This is a genomic window from Gracilibacillus boraciitolerans JCM 21714 (assembly GCF_000521485.1).
Lineage (GTDB): Bacteria > Bacillota > Bacilli > Bacillales > Amphibacillaceae > Gracilibacillus > Gracilibacillus boraciitolerans.
Genome location: NZ_BAVS01000012.1, coordinates 1 through 18,193, shown reverse-complemented (window position 1 = coordinate 18,193; position 18,193 = coordinate 1). Strand labels below are relative to the sequence as shown.

At 35.3% G+C, this 18,193-nt stretch carries 16 protein-coding genes and 2 pseudogenes; 15 read left to right on the top strand and 3 right to left on the bottom strand.

Features of this window, described 5'->3' with window-relative positions; genetic code table 11:
* Positions 1 to 258 precede the first annotated feature (258 nt).
* Positions 259 to 1,686 (top strand): aldehyde dehydrogenase family protein, encoded by a 1,428-nt coding sequence (locus JCM21714_RS09095; RefSeq protein ID WP_035723629.1) that lies wholly within the window; start codon positions 259 to 261, stop codon positions 1,684 to 1,686.
* A 34-nt stretch (positions 1,687 to 1,720) separates the two neighbouring features.
* Here JCM21714_RS09095 and JCM21714_RS09090 read toward each other — a convergent pair whose 3' ends face one another.
* Positions 1,721 to 3,079 carry an MATE family efflux transporter gene (locus JCM21714_RS09090; protein ID WP_035723626.1) on the bottom strand — a complete coding sequence of 453 codons (1,359 nt, stop codon included), beginning with the start codon at positions 3,077 to 3,079 and terminating at the stop codon, positions 1,721 to 1,723.
* A 71-nt stretch (positions 3,080 to 3,150) separates the two neighbouring features.
* Between JCM21714_RS09090 and murG the strand changes: the two genes are divergently transcribed.
* Positions 3,151 to 4,230 (top strand): undecaprenyldiphospho-muramoylpentapeptide beta-N-acetylglucosaminyltransferase, encoded by a 1,080-nt coding sequence (gene murG / locus JCM21714_RS09085; protein WP_035723623.1) that lies wholly within the window; start codon positions 3,151 to 3,153, stop codon positions 4,228 to 4,230.
* 80 nt (positions 4,231 to 4,310) lie between these two features.
* Positions 4,311 to 5,141: an aldo/keto reductase gene (locus JCM21714_RS09080; protein ID WP_035723620.1), complete on the top strand. Its 831-nt coding sequence runs from the start codon at positions 4,311 to 4,313 to the stop codon at positions 5,139 to 5,141.
* A gap of 122 nt (positions 5,142 to 5,263) precedes the next feature.
* Here the strand turns inward: JCM21714_RS09080 and JCM21714_RS09075 are convergent, their stop codons facing one another.
* Positions 5,264 to 5,809 carry a beta-class carbonic anhydrase gene (locus tag JCM21714_RS09075; protein ID WP_035723617.1) on the bottom strand — a complete coding sequence of 182 codons (546 nt, stop codon included), beginning with the start codon at positions 5,807 to 5,809 and terminating at the stop codon, positions 5,264 to 5,266.
* Positions 5,810 to 5,936: 127 nt separating this feature from the next.
* Between JCM21714_RS09075 and JCM21714_RS09070 the strand changes: the two genes are divergently transcribed.
* The 6 genes and pseudogenes from JCM21714_RS09070 (at position 5,937) to JCM21714_RS09050 (ending at position 11,117) form a co-directional block, all read left to right on the top strand.
* Positions 5,937 to 6,626: a S1C family serine protease gene (locus tag JCM21714_RS09070; RefSeq protein ID WP_369403516.1), complete on the top strand. Its 690-nt coding sequence runs from the start codon at positions 5,937 to 5,939 to the stop codon at positions 6,624 to 6,626.
* Positions 6,627 to 6,642: 16 nt separating this feature from the next.
* Complete coding sequence (locus JCM21714_RS23955) at positions 6,643 to 6,753, top strand: hypothetical protein (protein WP_369403526.1); 111 nt, start codon at positions 6,643 to 6,645, stop codon at positions 6,751 to 6,753.
* A gap of 386 nt (positions 6,754 to 7,139) precedes the next feature.
* Entirely contained in the window at positions 7,140 to 7,772 is a 633-nt protein-coding gene (sigI, locus tag JCM21714_RS09065) for an RNA polymerase sigma-I factor (protein ID WP_369403525.1), read from the top strand.
* Positions 7,769 to 8,644 carry an anti-sigma-I factor RsgI family protein gene (locus JCM21714_RS09060; RefSeq protein WP_035723614.1) on the top strand — a complete coding sequence of 292 codons (876 nt, stop codon included), beginning with the start codon at positions 7,769 to 7,771 and terminating at the stop codon, positions 8,642 to 8,644. The genes sigI and JCM21714_RS09060 overlap by 4 nt, the downstream gene beginning before the upstream one ends.
* 315 nt (positions 8,645 to 8,959) lie before the next feature.
* The gene (locus JCM21714_RS09055) at positions 8,960 to 10,504 is read left to right on the top strand and encodes a bifunctional GNAT family N-acetyltransferase/carbon-nitrogen hydrolase family protein (RefSeq protein WP_035723611.1); all 1,545 of its coding nucleotides are present in this window, start codon (positions 8,960 to 8,962) and stop codon (positions 10,502 to 10,504) included.
* 47 nt (positions 10,505 to 10,551) lie between these two features.
* Positions 10,552 to 11,117 (top strand): annotated as a pseudogene (locus JCM21714_RS09050) (DUF4256 domain-containing protein).
* Between the two features lie 105 nt (positions 11,118 to 11,222).
* On the opposite strand, the gene JCM21714_RS09045 reads toward JCM21714_RS09050, so the two are convergent.
* Positions 11,223 to 11,447 carry a YhdB family protein gene (locus tag JCM21714_RS09045; protein WP_035723608.1) on the bottom strand — a complete coding sequence of 75 codons (225 nt, stop codon included), beginning with the start codon at positions 11,445 to 11,447 and terminating at the stop codon, positions 11,223 to 11,225.
* Between the two features lie 188 nt (positions 11,448 to 11,635).
* Here JCM21714_RS09045 and JCM21714_RS09040 point away from each other — a divergent pair, with 188 nt between their 5' ends.
* The 6 genes and pseudogenes from JCM21714_RS09040 (at position 11,636) to JCM21714_RS09015 (ending at position 18,089) form a co-directional block, all read left to right on the top strand.
* Positions 11,636 to 12,316 carry a YhcN/YlaJ family sporulation lipoprotein gene (locus tag JCM21714_RS09040; RefSeq protein ID WP_035723604.1) on the top strand — a complete coding sequence of 227 codons (681 nt, stop codon included), beginning with the start codon at positions 11,636 to 11,638 and terminating at the stop codon, positions 12,314 to 12,316.
* 187 nt (positions 12,317 to 12,503) lie between these two features.
* Complete coding sequence (locus JCM21714_RS09035) at positions 12,504 to 12,971, top strand: S-ribosylhomocysteine lyase (RefSeq protein WP_035723602.1); 468 nt, start codon at positions 12,504 to 12,506, stop codon at positions 12,969 to 12,971.
* Between the two features lie 373 nt (positions 12,972 to 13,344).
* Positions 13,345 to 14,701: pseudogene (locus tag JCM21714_RS09030) on the top strand (dipeptidase); the annotation flags it as partial.
* 95 nt (positions 14,702 to 14,796) lie between these two features.
* Positions 14,797 to 15,171: a rhodanese-like domain-containing protein gene (locus tag JCM21714_RS09025; protein ID WP_035723599.1), complete on the top strand. Its 375-nt coding sequence runs from the start codon at positions 14,797 to 14,799 to the stop codon at positions 15,169 to 15,171.
* A gap of 123 nt (positions 15,172 to 15,294) precedes the next feature.
* A complete protein-coding gene (locus JCM21714_RS09020; protein WP_035723596.1) occupies positions 15,295 to 16,590 on the top strand; it encodes a globin-coupled sensor protein in 1,296 nt (431 codons plus the stop codon).
* Between the two features lie 77 nt (positions 16,591 to 16,667).
* Positions 16,668 to 18,089, top strand: coding sequence for a SpoVR family protein (locus tag JCM21714_RS09015; protein WP_035723593.1), 1,422 nt, complete (start codon positions 16,668 to 16,670; stop codon positions 18,087 to 18,089).
* The last annotated feature ends 104 nt before the right edge of the window (positions 18,090 to 18,193 follow it).

Here is an 18,193-nt window from a genome sequence, read left to right as displayed (position 1 = left end):
CAGAAAAGTCAGGTATTATGATATCTGGCCTTTTTATATAGATCGAGATTTAAGCAGCACAACAATTTATTACAAACTAAAATGTTGGGTAAAATAATTAAACTGCAAAGTAGCTGTTTAGTTTGATATTCTGGCATCTTTCATTGAACGTTTAAAATCTATGGAAAGTGGAATAACATTAAGGAGAAAGAATGTATAAATATTAGATTTTATTTATCCTTAAATAAATGCTAAATTCGAAAATAGAGGTGTTTAATAATGAAGCAATTTAAAATCTTTGTAGACGGCAATTGGATCGATACAGAAGACAAATTAGAAGTGTTAGATAAATACTCACAGGAAGTTTATGCTGAAGTAGCTAAAGCGGATGAACAAACAGTTGATAAGGCAATTTCAAGTGCCTCAAGTGCATTTGAACGTGAAAAGCTTTCTCCAGCGAAACGTTATCAAATTTTACACAAAGCATCTCAGTTAATCGCCGAACGAAAAGATGAACTAGCGATGCTGATCACTAAAGAAGCTGGTAAACCATTAAAACAAGCACGTTCAGAAATTGATCGTTCAGCTGAGACGTTTTTAGTAGCAGCAGAAGAGGCGAAACGGATTCATGGTGAAGGAGTGCCAGTTGAAGCTGCATCAGGTTCAGAGAATCGATTGGCTTTTACAATAAAGGTTCCGGTAGGTGTAGTTGGAGCAATCAGTCCATTTAACTTTCCGCTTAATTTAGTAGCACATAAAGTAGCACCAGCGCTTGCAGCGGGAAATGCAGTCGTGTTAAAGCCGGCAAGTAAGACGCCGTTATCCTCTTTAAGGTTAGCTCAGATTTTAGACGAGGCTGGCTTACCTAAAGGATTACTGCAGGTTGTAGTAGGATCTGGTTCAACCGTAGGAAATCAAATGATGAAAGATGAACGGATTGCTTTATACACATTTACTGGAAGTGCTGAAATCGGATTGAAGTTAAAACAAGATACAGGTCTTAACCGGTTAATTCTGGAATTAGGCAATAATTCCCCCCCAGTAATTGTAGATAAAGAAGCAGATATAGATTTAGCAGCCAAAACATTAGCTGCACATTCCTTTGCTTTTGCTGGTCAAGTTTGTATTTCGGTACAAAGAATTTACGTTCATGATTCGATAAAAGACTTGTTCATGGAAAAATTAAAGGAACAAATTTCGGCTTTAAAAATTGGCGATCCAACAGATGCTGAGACAGATGTAGGACCAATGATTTCTGAGGATGAAGCAAAACGTGCTGAGGAATGGATTCAGGAAGCTGTGGATAATGGTGCGACCATTGCACACGGCGGTAAACGAAACGGAGCATTATTAGAGCCAACTGTTATAACTGATGTAACCAAAGATATGCGCGTTGTTTGTGAAGAAGTATTTGCGCCAATAGCAAGTGTTATCACATACAATGATTTAGAATCATGTATTAAAGAAGTTAATCAGTCTGATTATGGATTGCAAGGTGGTATTTTTACACAAAATATTGATACAGCCTTTTATGCAGCAAAACGTGTTGAAGTTGGCGGTTTTATGATCAATGATGGGTCCCAATATCGTGTAGACTTAATGCCATACGGTGGAGTGAAAGACAGCGGAAATGGTAAAGAAGGACCAAAATACTCGATTGAAGAAATGACAGAAGAACGCTTAATAGTAATGAATTTAAAGGAGTAGCGGCTGACGCTACTCCTTTAAATTTAGAAATATATTATGAATATTTACGAATCAATTTTCTTTGTAAATACTGCATCCTGCCAAATAAGGTAATTGCTCCAGCAGACAAACCGATGATTAATCCTAACCAATAGCCGAACGCATCCAAATTAGTGTAATTAGCAAGCAGCCAACCGCTTGGCAGCCCAATTAACCAATAAGAAACAAGCGACATCCAGAACGTAATATTAACATCTTTATAACCGCGCAATGTTCCTTGAATCGGGGCACCAAAGGCATCAGCGAATTGGAAGAAGATTGCATAGAATAAAAACTGTTTCGTTAGCGCGATTACCTCGGGATTTTCACTGTATAACCGTGCTACCTGATCATCGAATAGATATAGAATTGAACCTGCAATAAACGCAATAATTATTCCAGAAGTAATACCTAAGTAAGAATACACTTTTGCATCATGTATTCGTTTGGCCCCCCCAACTTCAAATCCAACGGCGATAGTCAGAGCCATAGCGATGCTTAGTGGTATCATATACAAAAAAGATGCGAAGTTTATGGCAGCTTGATGGGCAGCAATGGTGTTGGTGTTATAAACACTTAACATCAAAGTGACAGCAGCAAAAATACTTACTTCAAAAAAGATGGAAAAGCCGATTGGTATACCAATTCTTAACTGATCAAACCATTCCTTTAAGGAAGGTTTTAAAAATGTTTTAAATATACGATGCTCGCGAAATGGACGGATGTGATGAACAATTAAAATTGATAATATCAGATTAATAATAAACGTTAAGGCAGAGGCAATCCCTGCGCCAATTCCACCGAAAGCTGGTAAGCCTAGTTTCCCAAATATAAATATATAATTAAATAGAATATTTAATGGTAACGAGATAAGGATAATAACCATCGATGTTCGTGTATGACCAAGACCATCAATATATGAACGCAATAAGTTATAAACAAAGAAAGGAATCATTCCTAATCCAATCGTAATAATATAATATTTAGCTACATGACGAACGCGTTCCTCAAGTTCCATCATTGAAAGAATCGGATCAATAAGAAATGCACCAATGATCGTGACGATTATACCGAGTGCTATCGATAAGTACATACCTTGTTGAACGGTAAACGGAATTTTTTCATGTGCATTAGCACCTGTCAGTTGTGCTACAATAGGAGACATCGCCATCAATATGCCAACAACTCCCATTTGAACAGGTACCCATAAGCTGGAACCGATGGCAACACCGGCAAGGTCAGCTGCACCTGCTTTCCCTGACATAATTGTGTCAAAGAAATTCATCGCATACATACTTACTTGCGTGATTAGAATGGGTATAAGTATAATCATAAAGAGGCGTATTTTTTCTTTTAATGTTTTTGTTGGATACATAGTGGTACTTCCTTTTCATAGATAGTAGAAGGATTATAACATAAATAATGTAATAAGAAAGGAAGATTTACTTGAAAGACAAACAAATTATTTTTACCGGGGGGGGAGGAACAGCAGGGCATGTAATGGTGAACCTTGCTATTATCCCAGAGTTTGTGAAAGAAGGCTGGACGGTTGATTATATCGGTTCTGTGAATGGAATTGAGAAGGATCTGATCGAACCTTTAAAAGGGGTTACCTATCATTCGATCTCCACTGGAAAACTAAGACGTTACTTTTCCAAGGAAAACTTTAAAGATCCATTTAAGGTAGTAAAAGGTACATGGCAGGCACACCGAATCATTGGCAAAAAGAAACCGGCTGTTATCTTTTCAAAAGGTGGATTTGTCTCAGTTCCAGTGTTGGTGGCTGCACGATTAAAAGGGGTACCTGCTGTTATTCATGAATCTGATTACACACCAGGTCTTGCCAATAAGCTGGCGATACCTTTTGCAAAGAAAGTATTGGCGACATTCCCTGAAACACTAAATTATTTACCTGAGGATAAAGCAGAATGGATCGGAGCTGTGGTCAGAGAGGAACTTTATACAGGTCAAAGAGAAAAAGGATTTAAGCTAACAGGTCTGAATTCCACAAAGAATGTATTATTAATTATGGGTGGAAGTGCTGGTTCACAAAAGATTAATCAGGCTATTCGAGCAGGATTAGATCAATTATTAGAAGAATTTCAGGTAATACATATATGTGGGAAAGATAATGTAGATGAAAGCTATGCACAGCCTGGCTATGTCCAATATGAATATGTCCAGGAGGAATTAAAGGATATACTTGCGATAACCGATCTCGTTTGTTCCCGTGCTGGCGCGAACTCTATTTTCGAATTTTTAGCATTAAATAAGCCAATGTTACTCATTCCATTATCGCGGAATGCAAGTCGCGGGGATCAAATTGTCAACGCTGATTCATTCAAAAAACAAGGATATGCTAAAGTGCTCGAAGAAGAGCAATTAACAACAGAAACATTGAGAAAGGCACTGCAACAATTAAAAAAAGATAAATTACAAATAAAAGATAAAATGAATCAGTATCGATCAAGTGAAGCAAAAGAAAAAGTAATGGAGATTATTAAGCAACAGGCAACAAAACAGTGAGCAGTTTACTTTTTATATTAGTTTTAATCTACTAAAATAGGGAATGTAAGTGATAACAAATGAAGGAGGCGTTTCTAAAAATGAGCTTAACCTCGGTATTAAAATTAAACAATGGTACAGAAATCCCACAAATTGGGCTTGGTGTTTACAAAGCAGAAGCGGGTGATGAAGTATATCAAGCCGTGAAATCTGCTCTGGCACTGGGTTATCGTCATATTGATACAGCATCCTTATACGCTAATGAAGAAGGTGTGGGACAAGCAATTAAAGATAGCGATGTACCACGTGAAGAAATTTTTGTGACAACAAAAGTGTGGAACGATGAACAGGGTTATGATGAAACAAAAGCAGCTTTTAAGCGGAGTTTAGAACGTCTGCAAATGGATTATGTTGATTTATATCTTGTGCATTGGCCTGTGCCAGGTAAATTTAAAGAAACATATAAGGCTCTGGAAGACTTATATAACGAAGGTAAAACAAAGGCAATTGGTATTAGTAATTTTGAACCTCATCATATGGAAGAGCTATTAAAAGATGCGAAAGTGAAACCTGTTGTAAATCAAGTGGAATTACATCCTCAATTACAACAAAGAGAAGTAAGAGATTTTTGTGAAAAGCATGATATTAAAGTGGAGGCTTGGGCTCCATTGGGCAAGGCTCAATATTTTGACCATCCGGTATTGCAAGAGCTTGCTGCAAAACATAATAAACAGCCATCCCAGATCATTGTCCGTTGGCAATATCAGAGCGGTATTATCACGATACCAAAATCTGTTCATAAAGAACGTCAACAAGAAAATGTCGACATCTTTGATTTTGAATTGTCTACAGAAGATATGAAAAAAATGGAAAGCATGGATGAAAACAAGCGAATCGGTCCACATCCTGACGAATTCGATTACGGCGTATAAAACAAAAAACCAGTCCCATTCCAAAATGAATGGGACTGGTTTTTATAGACATAATAGGTATATCTTAATAACTAAGCTGCGAAGTAACTGTTTATTTTAATGTTCGTCTTTGTTCCGTCATATTAATATCCTTTTTTGACAAGGTCTAATTTTCCTGTTGCCGGATCTATTATTAATCCGTGAACGGGAATATCTTCAGGCAATAATGGGTGATTATCTATTATGCGAACGGATTGCTCAACATTAGCTTTCACATCATCAAACCCTGTTAACCATTCTTTAGGGTCCTTATCTAAACTATTAATTTCAGTCTGTTCAATCCCATGTTCTTTCATTAAATCCACGAAATCGTCTGTGTTAAAGCCATTCATGCCACATCCGTGATGAGCAATTACAAATACTTCCTCTGCCTGTAAAGCATGAATTGCAACTAATATACTCTTCATTGTACTGTCATATGGATCATTCAATATGGCACCAGCATTCTTAACCATTTTGACATCACCATTCGATATATTTAACGCCTTCGGTAATAACTCCACGAGACGTGTATCCATGCACGTAAAGATCACTGCGCGTTTATTAGGAAATTTATCTGTCTCATATTTTTGATAGCTCTCATCCTCGACAAATTGCTTATTATACTCTAGAATTTCATCTAGTAACATGTTTGCCACTCCCTTTTTTTTATTTCTTATTAACTAATATAAAATAACTTCGGGCAACCTTCAATAAATACACCTTTTGAACATGTTATAATAGAGATGAAATACCTTGAGTATCGTGAGGTGACACATGAAAGATTCAGATAAAAAAGATTGGGATATCATTGATGAAGACCTTTATGAAGAAATAGATCCGGAAGAAATGTATGAACTTGTACAGGAAGAAAGACAGAAGTTAAAGGAAAAGGAACAAAAAGAAACAGAGGAAAGTAAGAAGCGACCTTTTCTTAAATGGGCGATTTGGTCGATTGCCATCGCCATGTTTATCCAGGTTATTGCAGTGCTTCCTCAGACTTTTTCGATACCTGCTTTCGAGTTTATCAAAACATCTGCTCAATTAATGCAAGATCAAACCGTCCAGGATTATCGCAAGGCAGTCGTGGTAATTGAGGGAGAAAATAATAAAGGAACAGGATTTTCCATCTCAGAGAATGGTTATATCCTAACCAATTATCATGTGATTGAAGATCAGCTTAAAATTACCGTAGCCTTTAAAGAAGAAGGTTTATTTAACGGGGAAGTAGTAGATGTTTATCCGGAAATCGATTTAGCATTATTACAAGTAGAGGCAGATAATCTGCCTTATTTATCGCTAGCAAATAAGAGTGCCACGCCACCAATAGAGGATGTTTATTGTATTGGTAACCCATTACGCTTTAATGGCATTGCCAATAAAGGGGGGGATTTGATTGGAATGACTCAGTTAACAAGCTGGGATCAACCTGTCTATATGTTAGACGCCCCCAGTATACCGAGGTAATAGTGGAAGTCCGGTAATTGATCAGAATGGTAAAGTTATTGCTGTTGTTTTTGCCACTCAAAATAATGAACGACATGGAAGAATAGGGTTAGCAGTCCCAATTGAATATTATACTGATAATCAATAAACCTTTTAAAAAGGTTTATTTTTTTGGAATAGGTATAAATAGGGAGCTTAATACTTTTGAATTCTAAGGTATTCTGAGTCAAAATAATCAGATTGAGCATATATAACTATTTTTTGAAAATAAAATTTAATGATTTGTAATCAAATGATGGTAGATACAAATAGTAATCTTTTATATTCTGTATAAAGTGACTAAAAAATAAACTTGTGAATTATAAAAAAAGTATGATACAGACAAAAAATAGTTAGATATAACGAAAATTATAATGGACTGGTGGTGCTGGATATGTTAGAAAGCCAGTTAATCGATAAACAAGATATATTAGAAGATCAAATAGAATATATTCAGCGAGGTGATGAACGTTTAAGAAATGAGATAATTAAGGCATATCAGCCTTTATAGCAAAATGTGTATCTGAAGTATGTAAAAGATATATTAAAAAGAATAATGATGAATTTAGTGTTGGCATGATTGCATTTAATGATGCGATAGATTTGTACTCAAAAGAAAAAGGTTCATCCTTCCTTGCTTTTGCAAAGGTTATTATCAAAAGAAAAGTGATTGACCATATTCGTAAAGAGCAACGTCAATACATTTATCCTTCTCTCAATGTAAGTGAAGAAGAAGAGCTGGAAGATAGTCCAATGGAAATTACGGAAGCTAAAAAAATATTTCAGCTGAATGAAGAATCATGGTATCGAAAACAGGAAATAATTGAACTGGCAAAGCATTTAAAAGCATATAAGATATCTTTTCAGGAGTTAACTGAAATCTCGCCGAAACATCGTGATGCAAGAGAATCAGCTGTTTTTGCCGCTAAACAACTAGTTAAAGATCCGATTTTAAGTGAGTACGTAAGCATCAAAAAACGAGTGCCAATTAAAAAACTGTTAAAGGTAGTTCCAGTTAGTAAAAAGACATTAGAAAGAAACCGTAAATATATTTTAACCGTATTTATCATTCTTACTGGAGAATATCAATACATAAAAGAATACCTCGAGGGGGGGGTAGATCTGTGAAAAAAGGAATGATTGTGGAACATAAAAAGCGCTATTCCATTGTGATGGATAAAAATGGTGTCTTCCACAAAGTAAGGCCAATTAAGGAAAAACAAGTCGGAATGGAAGCCTTATATCAACCTAAAGGAAGGGTTAAAGGTTCCAATTTATCTGTTATTAGAGATGTAAAGTGGAAGATAGCATCAATGGTAGTAATCTGTCTGCTGTTTATAAGTCCGATATATATTTGGTTAACGGAGGAGGAAGCATACGCTGTTATTAATATTGATATAAATCCAAGCTTAAATATTATGATCGATGACAACTATCGGGTATTAGATGTGAAGGCAATTAATGAAGACGCGGAAACACTATTAAAAAACATTGAGCTAAAGAATCAAACGATAACCTCATTTACCGATGAGATTATTGAACGTACACGGATGGAATTTGGGACTGCCAGAGATCGACCGGTTTTATTTGCAGTAAGTTATTTTTACGATCATCATGAAGAAGATCTATTTGAAGCAAAATTGAATCAACACTATCAACAAAAAGGGTATCCGGTCGCCATTTATGAAGTGCCAGAAGAATTAAGAATACAGGCTGAAAAGGATCAAATTTCCATGAATCGGTTAACAGCGGAATCAATAGATCATTCCAAAAAAGCGGAAGTAACGAAACAGCTTTCATCTGAAAAAAAGAAGTCCACTTCCTCATTAGATGAAGAAGAAATAGAACTTATCCAAAATTATTATAATAAAAATGAGGAAGAAGAGACTTCGATAAACCAGATGGAGCAAAAGGAATCAGCTAATAATGAGGGAAAAAATGTAACGAGAACACAGGAAAATGCACTGGTAATCCCCCAATCAGGTAAATCGAATAGATGATACTAATCATGATCAGAACATAAAAGAGCAGGTAAAGTATAAAAAACAGGACCAAAAAGTACAGCATAATAAAGAAAAAAGCCCAAAAACAAAACCATGACAAAGATCATCAAAAAGTGAATGAAAAATCACAGTCTCAGAAACATGCTAATAAAGAGAAAAGAAATAAGAATAAAGATCATCCTCGAGATTAAATAATGGAGCATTGAAAACCTGCTACTAAAATAAATAGCAGGTTTTTAGTCTCAAATCTTAGGTATGTTGCTCATATTAAGCTATAATTTGAGGTAGATCTAACAGTAGGAGGGGAACAACATGTCGAAAATCGATTTATCTAATTTTGAAAAGAAAATCGTAGTACGCAATATTACTCATGCTGATTTTGAGCAAATCTTTAAGTTGCAAAATGTATGTTTTCCTAATATGCAGCCATGGAAGCAAGAACATTTGGAAAGCCACTTGGATATTTTTCCGGAAGGACAGTTTTGTGTAGAATATGATGGTCAAATAATTGGCAGCTGTTCCAGTCTTGTGCTCAACTTTGATGAATATGATGATAAGCATACATGGGATGATATTACGGATGAAGGTTATATTACCAATCATAATCCCGATGGTTATAATCTATACGGAATTGAAGTAATGGTTGATCCTGAATTCCAGGGTATGAAAATTGGCAAACGACTATATGAAGCAAGAAAAGATTTAGCGAGACGAATGAATTTAAAAAGTATTATTATTGGTGGAAGAATTCCTAATTATCATAAACATCAATATGAATTAACACCAAAGCAATATGTTGAAGAAGTTACGAATAAAAATATTTATGATCCAGTTTTGACTTTTCAAATTATGAATGGTTTTTCAGTGATGCGAATAAATCCAAAGTATTTACCAGACGATAAGGCCTCCGCTCAGTATGCCACCTTAATGGAATGGAATAACATCGAATATCTTCCACAAACCAAACGTCATTTTAAAACGGCCTTTCCTGTCCGGATTACGGTAATTCAATATATGATGAAGCGGATCGAATCATTTGAGGAATTTGCAAAGCAGGTAGAATATTATGTCGATGTTGCCTATGATTTTGATTCTGACTTTGCCGTCTTTCCAGAAATTTTCACAACACAATTAATGTCTTTCCTGGACGAAAAGGTACCTTCAAAGGCAATTAGAAAATTAGCGGAATATACAGAGGATTACATTGCTTTATTTACCGATTTGGCAGTGAAGTATAATGTCAATATCGTTGGCGGCTCCCATTTCGTTGAAGAAGATGAGCACGTTTATAATATCGCCTATCTATTTAGACGGGATGGAACAATTGAAAAGCAGTATAAAATTCATGTAACGCCGAACGAACGGAAATGGTGGGGGGGTATCCAGCCTGGAAATCAGGTAGGTATTTTTAATACAGATTGCGGGAAAATCGCCATTCAAATTTGTTATGATATTCAGTTCCCAGAATTAACGAGATATGCAGTGGACCAAGGTGCAAATATTATTTTTGTTCCATTCTGTACCGATGATCGACAGGGATATTTGCGTGTGCGCTATTGTGCTCAGGCACGTGCTGTTGAAAATCAGGTGTATACAGTTATAGCAGGAACTGTCGGCAATTTAACGCAGGTAGAAAATATGGACATTCAATATGCACAATCAGGCATCTTTACCCCGTCTGATTTCGAATTTGCCCGTGATGGAATAGTTGGTGAATGTAATCCAAATATTGAAACCGTAGTGGTTGGAGATGTTGATTTAGAAATTTTAAGAAGACAACGTAAATCTGGAACGGTGAGACAATTGCGCGATCGAAGAAGAGATTTGTTTGAAATTCATTATCAAGGAAACAGCTAGATTATTTAACTTTAACAAATAATAAGTAAAATAGGGGGGGAATTAAAGTGGTGCAAAAAGCGAAGGAGCTGTCACCAGAACAGCGTGAAGAACTTCTAAGCACTTTGAAAGCCCGTTTTGAAGAAAACATGAACCGACACAAAGATTTGCTATGGATTAATGTGCAAGCTAATCTAGATGAGCATTCAGAAAAATTATGGTCGCTTAATGAAATGGAAATAACAGGCGGTGAACCAGATGTTGTGAGTCATGATAATATGACTGGTGAATACATTTTTTTTGATTGTTCAAAGGAAAGCCCTAAAGGTCGCAGAAGTGTTTGCTACGACCGTGAAGCATTAGAGTCTAGAAAAAAACATAAACCAGAGAATAACGCTATGGATATGGCTAATGCTATAGGTATTGAAATGCTAACAGAGGAACAATACCGCGAGTTGCAAGAGCTTGATAATTTCGATATGAAACGTCGAGCTGGGTGCAGACACCTGCTAACATTAGAAAACTTGGTGGAGCGCTGTTTTGTGATCGACGCTACGAGACAGTTTTTGTCTATCATAATGGTGCAGATTCCTATTATGGTGCCAGAGGTTTTCGCGGTTCTCTGAGAGTTTGAAACAGATCCTGTAACAAGTGAATTTTATCTGTGCTATAAGTAATCGTCTTTTATAATAGGATATAAAACAAAATGCTTAGATATATATCCAAGCATTTTGTTTAATTAACCATCAAATTCACTTAGAAGAGCGTGATCAATATAATACATAAGCTGATCATGCTTATTTGTCAAATATTCATTTGATATGGGGTAATGATAGGCATGTAAGAATTGCTCGATTTTTTTGGAAAGTAAATCATCCTTTGTTCGAACCATTAGAACAAGTAAATCATCCCATTGTCCCCAAAGTGTATAGTACAATGCTTTATCATAATCAATATTGTTCAATTAAATCCCCCTTACGTTAAATTGTTTATTTCATTATGTTATTAGTTGGGGGGGAATTACTGTTATTGTCTACATTTTGAAATAAATAAAACGGAGTATCTGCTGGTCTTCTTACCAAATATTATTTTGGATAACAACTTCTGTTTCCATCCATACTAATCGTGATCCTAAAAAAAGGAGGGAAACAGATGAAATTATCGAAACCAGCTTTGGCCTTAACATTTGCTACTTCGTTAACACTTGTAGCCTGTGGTGGAAATGAATATGGACAGCAGGATAGTGAATTCAATGGAAATAACACACAACCGATTGGTTATAATCAAACATCGAATGAACCAATGACAGATCGGGCTAATAATGGAAATCAAGCACCATCGACAAATCAGTACCGCGACAATAAAGGTGATACCCGCATGAATGAAAATAATCAATTTATGTTTGATGGTAAAACAAATCGTGATGCGAATAATATGAAGAATTCCAGCCGAGAAGGTTCAAATTATGAGGTAGCAGATAAAGCGGCAGAAAAAATCAAGTCAGAAGTTCCTGAAATTGATCGAGCATATGTACTAACGACTGATAATAATGCATATGTAGCAGCTTCATGGGATAAACGCACAGATAAAAATTCGAATAAAAATAATAGTGAATTAACAGATGAAACGAAACAAAAAATTACCAAAGCTGTAAAATCCGTTAACAAAGATATTGATAATGTCTATATATCGACCAATCCGGATTTCTTTGATTTAGCGGATGAATATACAAATGATATGGATAATGGTGAACCAGTACAAGGATTTTTCAGGCGACTTGGAAACACGATTGAAAGAGTCTTCCCTGATGAAGATAATGAATCACTAAGATAAACAAAAGACCCGCTTCTTTTATGGGAAGCGGGTTTTTTGTTTTAATTTTAAGATATAAAATAGAAGGTCTCTATATAGAGAAATTTAGAAGAAATATGTTACAATATGAAGGGCAGTATTTAGCTATCTTTAGATAAGGTGAAGTGCAAATTATTTTTTTGCGAGAAAATGATAAGGAGTGAATGTAATGACTGAAACAATGAATGTGGAAAGCTTTAACTTAGATCACACAAAGGTAAAAGCACCATACGTAAGATTAGTTGGAGTTACAACAGGTGATAATGGTGATAAAGTCTATAAATACGATATTCGCTTTTGTCAACCAAATAAAGATCATATGGATATGGCCGGTTTACACTCCATAGAACATTTAATGGCTGAAAATATTAGAAATAATATAAATAATATACTTGATGTTAGCCCAATGGGATGTCAAACAGGTTTTTATATTGCAATTATTAATAATGATAGTTATGAGGAAATTACTAATGCTTTAGAAAAAACACTCAATGATGTTTTAGAAGCTACGGAAGTGCCTGCATGTAATGAAGTTCAGTGTGGTTGGGCTGCCAATCATAGCTTAGAAGGTGCAAAAGACATTGCCAAAAATATGTTGGCTAAAAGAGACGAATGGCATATTGTTTTTGCTGAATAATAAATAACACGAGATGAGATACACCGCTAACTAATAATGACGGTGTATCTTTTTTATAATTGTGAAATCTGGCACTTTACTATTAAAATAAAAGAGTTGCATATTGTTACGGACAAAAATGAGTAGTAATAAAAAAAACTGTCTATAAGAAATGATCTTACGGACAAAAACGAGTAGTAATAAATAAAACTGTCTATAAGAATTGAATTCACGGACAAAAATAAGCAATAATTAAAAAAACTGTCTATAAGAATTGAACTTATGGACAAAATGAAAGTGTAAGACCTAAATCTGTCCATGAGTTTCGATTAAGACAAAAATAATCACTACATGTTAAACTATGGAAAGATAATGTGATAAGGAAGTGATAGTAATGCAAGAAGTTATAGAGTATCTGGAAAAGAATAAAGAGCTTCATATGGAAGAATTGAAAGAATTTTTACATATACCAAGTGTCAGTACCGATTCGCGTCATAAAAAAGATGTTAAAAAAGCAGCAGATTTTGTGGCAAATTATTTATCTGAAGCAGGATTAGATATGGTGGAAGTGCAAGAAACAAAAGGTCATCCACTCGTCTATGCTGAATGGATGCATGCAGGTGAGGAAGCACCAACTGTATTAATTTACGGTCACTATGATGTCCAGCCTCCAGACCCAATGGATCAATGGAAAAGTGATCCATTTCAAGCAGATATTAGAGACGGACGAATTTATGCCCGAGGTGCCAGTGATGACAAAGGCCAAGTATTTATGCATCTTGTCGTACTTAAAGCATATTTAAAGACTGTCGGTTCACTACCAATCAATATAAAGGTTTGTATTGAAGGGGGAAGAAGAGATAGGTAGTGCCAATCTTCATACCATTCTTCGCGAACAAAAAGATAAATTTGCAGCAGATTTTGCTGTTATTTCCGATTCAGGGATGGTTGCTAAAGATCAACCAACTATCCTATATGGGCTTAAAGGATTTACAGGATTAGAAATAACTTTGAAAGGTCCAGATAATGATTTACATTCAGGTCTCTATGGTGGAGCGATAAAAAATCCGGCAATGGCAATGGCAGATTTACTAATGACAATGAAAGACAAAGAAGAAGTAATTCAAGTGGAAGGCTTTTATGATCATGTGGAACCTTTAACTTACGATGAACGAGAATTAATTAAGAATGCACCAAGTGAAGATTATTCAGTATCTACCGGTGCTCCAGAAACCGTTTCGGAAAAAGGCTACACCGCTAAGGAACATACGATGGCAAGACCGACTCTTGAAATAAATGGGTTATATAGTGGATATCAGGGAGAAGGTACTAAAACCATTATTCCGTCAACCGCTACTGCCAAATTGACATGTCGATTAGTTCCGGGCCAGGACCCAGAACAGATCCAAGACTTATTAGTAAAACATCTAGAGAAACACGTACCAAAAGGTGTTGAACTGATGATTAAACGTGAAGCCTTATCAGCAAAAGCATATAAAGTGGATCCAAATCATACCCTTATCAAAAAAGCTGCAGAAAGCTTAACTGAAACCTTTGGAAAGGAAGCAGTATATGTCAGAATGGGTGGATCGATTCCAGTGGTTGAATGGATTGATGCCAGCTATGGTATTCCTGTAGTATTATTAGGTTTTGGCACATCAGATGACCGACTCCATTCTCCGAATGAAAGTTTTCCTGTAGCACATTTCGAAAAAGGAATGAAAACACTTGTATATTTTTGGAAGAAAATAAAAGAAGATCAAAAAAATAGCAGCTTGACAGTATACCTGCAAGGGTATAAAATGTATCTGAACCATTCATTATTAATAATGGAGGAATAATAAGCATGTCCATCATATGGAGTTTAGTAATTGTAATTATAGTAGCCATAACTGCTCATTTAATATATACTAGATATATTCCAATTAAAGGAATACCTTGTCTTGAACTTAATAAAATGTGTAATCGTGACAAAGTAACACTAGATATTCGTGATTATCAACAAGCTGCTAAGGATCACATAGAAGGCGCGATGGTCCTGCCGGTTCCATACCTGAGAAGGTATTATTCCGAGATTCCATCACAGAAAGTATATGTGATTGCATCCAATCATTTAGAGAAAAATATAGCGATTCGTTTTTTGACACATAAAGGCTTTCACGTGATTGGCTACACACTAACCGAGTGTAAGTGCAAGAAAAAAATTGAACAATTAGCGTAAAAGATTAAATAAACCTAACTTTAGTACGATATAAAGTTAGGTTTACTTTTATGACAATAAGTACTTTTAATGTGGTAAAATAGTCTTAAAGAAAAAATAATTTATTATAAAGGAGTAATATTTTTGCGGAATTTATTTAACAAAAGTAAAAAGAGTCATGTAAATCTTGTCGAACAAGATGTGGAAGTAACCATGAACGTCGATGAAGATTCTTCCTTCGGGAAACAATTACAAATGGTCTATTTAACTAAAGAAGATTTAATAGTACTTAAGCAAATCAAACCATGGGTAGTGGAAAATATCGAAGAAATTGTAAAACAATTTTATAAAAATCTAGAGTTTGAATCATCATTAAAAGAAATTATTGAAGAAAATAGTTCAGTCGAAAGGCTTAAGAAAACGCTAATAATTCATATCCAGGAAATGTTTAATGGGACAATTGATCAACAATACTACGAAAAGAGAAAGAAAATTGCCTATATCCATTTTAAGATTGGATTGGAGCCGAAGTGGTATATGTGTGCCTTTCAAGATCTGATGAATTCTCTATTAAAGGTCTTAAATGAAAATATATCAGATAAATCTTATTTTTATAAAGCTGTTTCGGCAACAACGAAAATCTTGAATGTTGAACAACAACTGGTTTTGGATGCGTACCAAAGTGAAGTTCAACAAGCACATGATAAACAAGAACAAGAAAAAGCAGAATTGCATCAAAAGATAAAAGATACCTCTGAAGATTTAGCGGCTATTTTTCAAGAATCTGCTGGATCAGCGCAGTCACTTGTCCATCAATTAGAAGATATTCTCAGTTCTGCTCAGCAGGGAACAGAAACTTCTGAAAATGTTGAAAGGTCCTCTCAAAATCGTCGAAGAGACTTACAAGAACATGAAAAACAAATGGAGCAAATGGAAGAGAAAATGCGAGGGATAAAACAAGAGAGTAGTAGTTTAGCAGATATATCCAAGCAAATCGAATCGATTGTTAGTATGGTTACAGATATTGCGGAGCAAACGAATCTTTTAGCATTAAATGCGGCAATTGAAGCGGCAAGAGCGGGGGAAGAAGGTAAAGGTTTTGCAGTTGTTGCTGATGAAGTACGAAAATTAGCTGAACAAACCAAAAAGTCTGTGAGTAATGTAACAGGATTGATTGAAAAAACCAATACACAAGTAGGAAAAGTAACAGGATATGTAGATGATGTACAACAGTCTGTTACCGGAAGTGCGCAAAACATGAAAGAAATTCATCAATTTTTTGAAGAGTTAGTCGAAAAAATGAAGCAAGCAAAAGGACACAATAATACGATTGAATCAGAGATTGAACAATTTTTCCACAAGCTTGATGAGGTGAATCAAACATTTGGCCAAATATCTACAGCTATAGATGATTTGGTAGATATGACCAATAATAAATAGATTTGAACAGGACATCCACAAGAATGGGTGTCCTATTTCACTGTACCACACATATACTATAGTGGAGGTGTTATGTGTTGAAAACAGATGAAAAAGCAAAATTAGAAAGATCGATACAAGAAATTACTGAAATAGCCGAAGGATTCGGATTAGATTTTTATCCAATGCGCTACGAAATTTGCCCGCCGGAAATACTTTATACATTTGGAGCGTATGGAATGCCAACTCGTTTTTCTCATTGGAGTTTTGGCAAACAATTCCATCGAATGAAATTACAATATGATCTAGGATTAAGCAAAATTTATGAATTAGTTATCAACTCTAATCCTTGTTACGCTTTTTTATTACATTCAAATAGTCTTATTCAGAATAAATTAATTGTCGCTCATGTGTTGGCACATTGCGATTTTTTTAAAAATAATGTAAGATTTCAAAACACCAAGCGAGATATGGTAGAAAGTATGTCTGCGACAGCAGAACGAGTAGCAATATATGAAAAAAAATATGGAATAAAAGAAGTAGAAAAATTCCTGGATGCCGTATTGGCAATTCAGGAACACATTGATCCAACTTTATTAAAAGCACAATTAGATTGGCAAAAAGACGACGAAGAGGAACCAGCTCAAAAGAAAAGAACAGCATATGACGATCTATGGGATTTAGACGATGCAAATAAAAATCAACAGACTGTCCCTTCCAAAAGAAAGAGATCTTTTCCGCCCCCCCATCCTGAAAAAGATATTTTATTATTTATAGAAGAACATAGCCGGGAATTAGAAGATTGGCAACGTGATATTTTAACAATGATGCGCGAGGAAATGTTATATTTTTGGCCGCAATTAGAAACAAAAATCATGAATGAAGGCTGGGCTACTTTTTGGCATCAGCGAATTTTAAGAGAATTAGAATTAACAAGTGATGAGACAATCGAATTTGCTTCATTAAATGCCAGTGTGGTCCAACCTTCTAAAACGCAAGTTAATCCTTATTATCTTGGAGTGAAAATGTTTGAAGATATTGAAGAACGATACAATCATCCATCAGAAGAGATGAACCAATTTGGGGGGGTAAAAGAAGGAACTGGTCGAGAAAAGATATTTGAAGTAAGAGAAATTGAATCAGATATTTCCTTTATGCGTAATTATTTAACGAAAGAGTTAGTAGCTCGGGAAGATTTATACCTCTTTCAAAAACAAGGGCATCAATATAAAATCGTGGATAAAAAATGGGAAGAAGTACGAGATCAATTAATCTTAAACCGTTTAAATGGTGGATTTCCATATTTAACAGTAGATAATGGCGATTATCTTCGAAATGGTGAGTTATATATTTGTCATCATTATGAAGGAGTAGAACTTGATGTGAAATATTTAGAAAAAACGTTACCATACATTTTTACCTTGTGGGGGGGAAGAGATGTTCATATCGAAACTGTGATGGAGGAAAAATCTTGTTTGTTTTCTTGTAATGGGATAAAAGTCGTAAAGAAATTCATGTGAAAAGTACGGTGATTGTAAAGGACATCTTCTCTTCGGTATTTAAAGCTCATGTAAGGAGTAAAACCCCCCCGACGAGATTCCGCCTCATCGGTATTAGAAGCTGA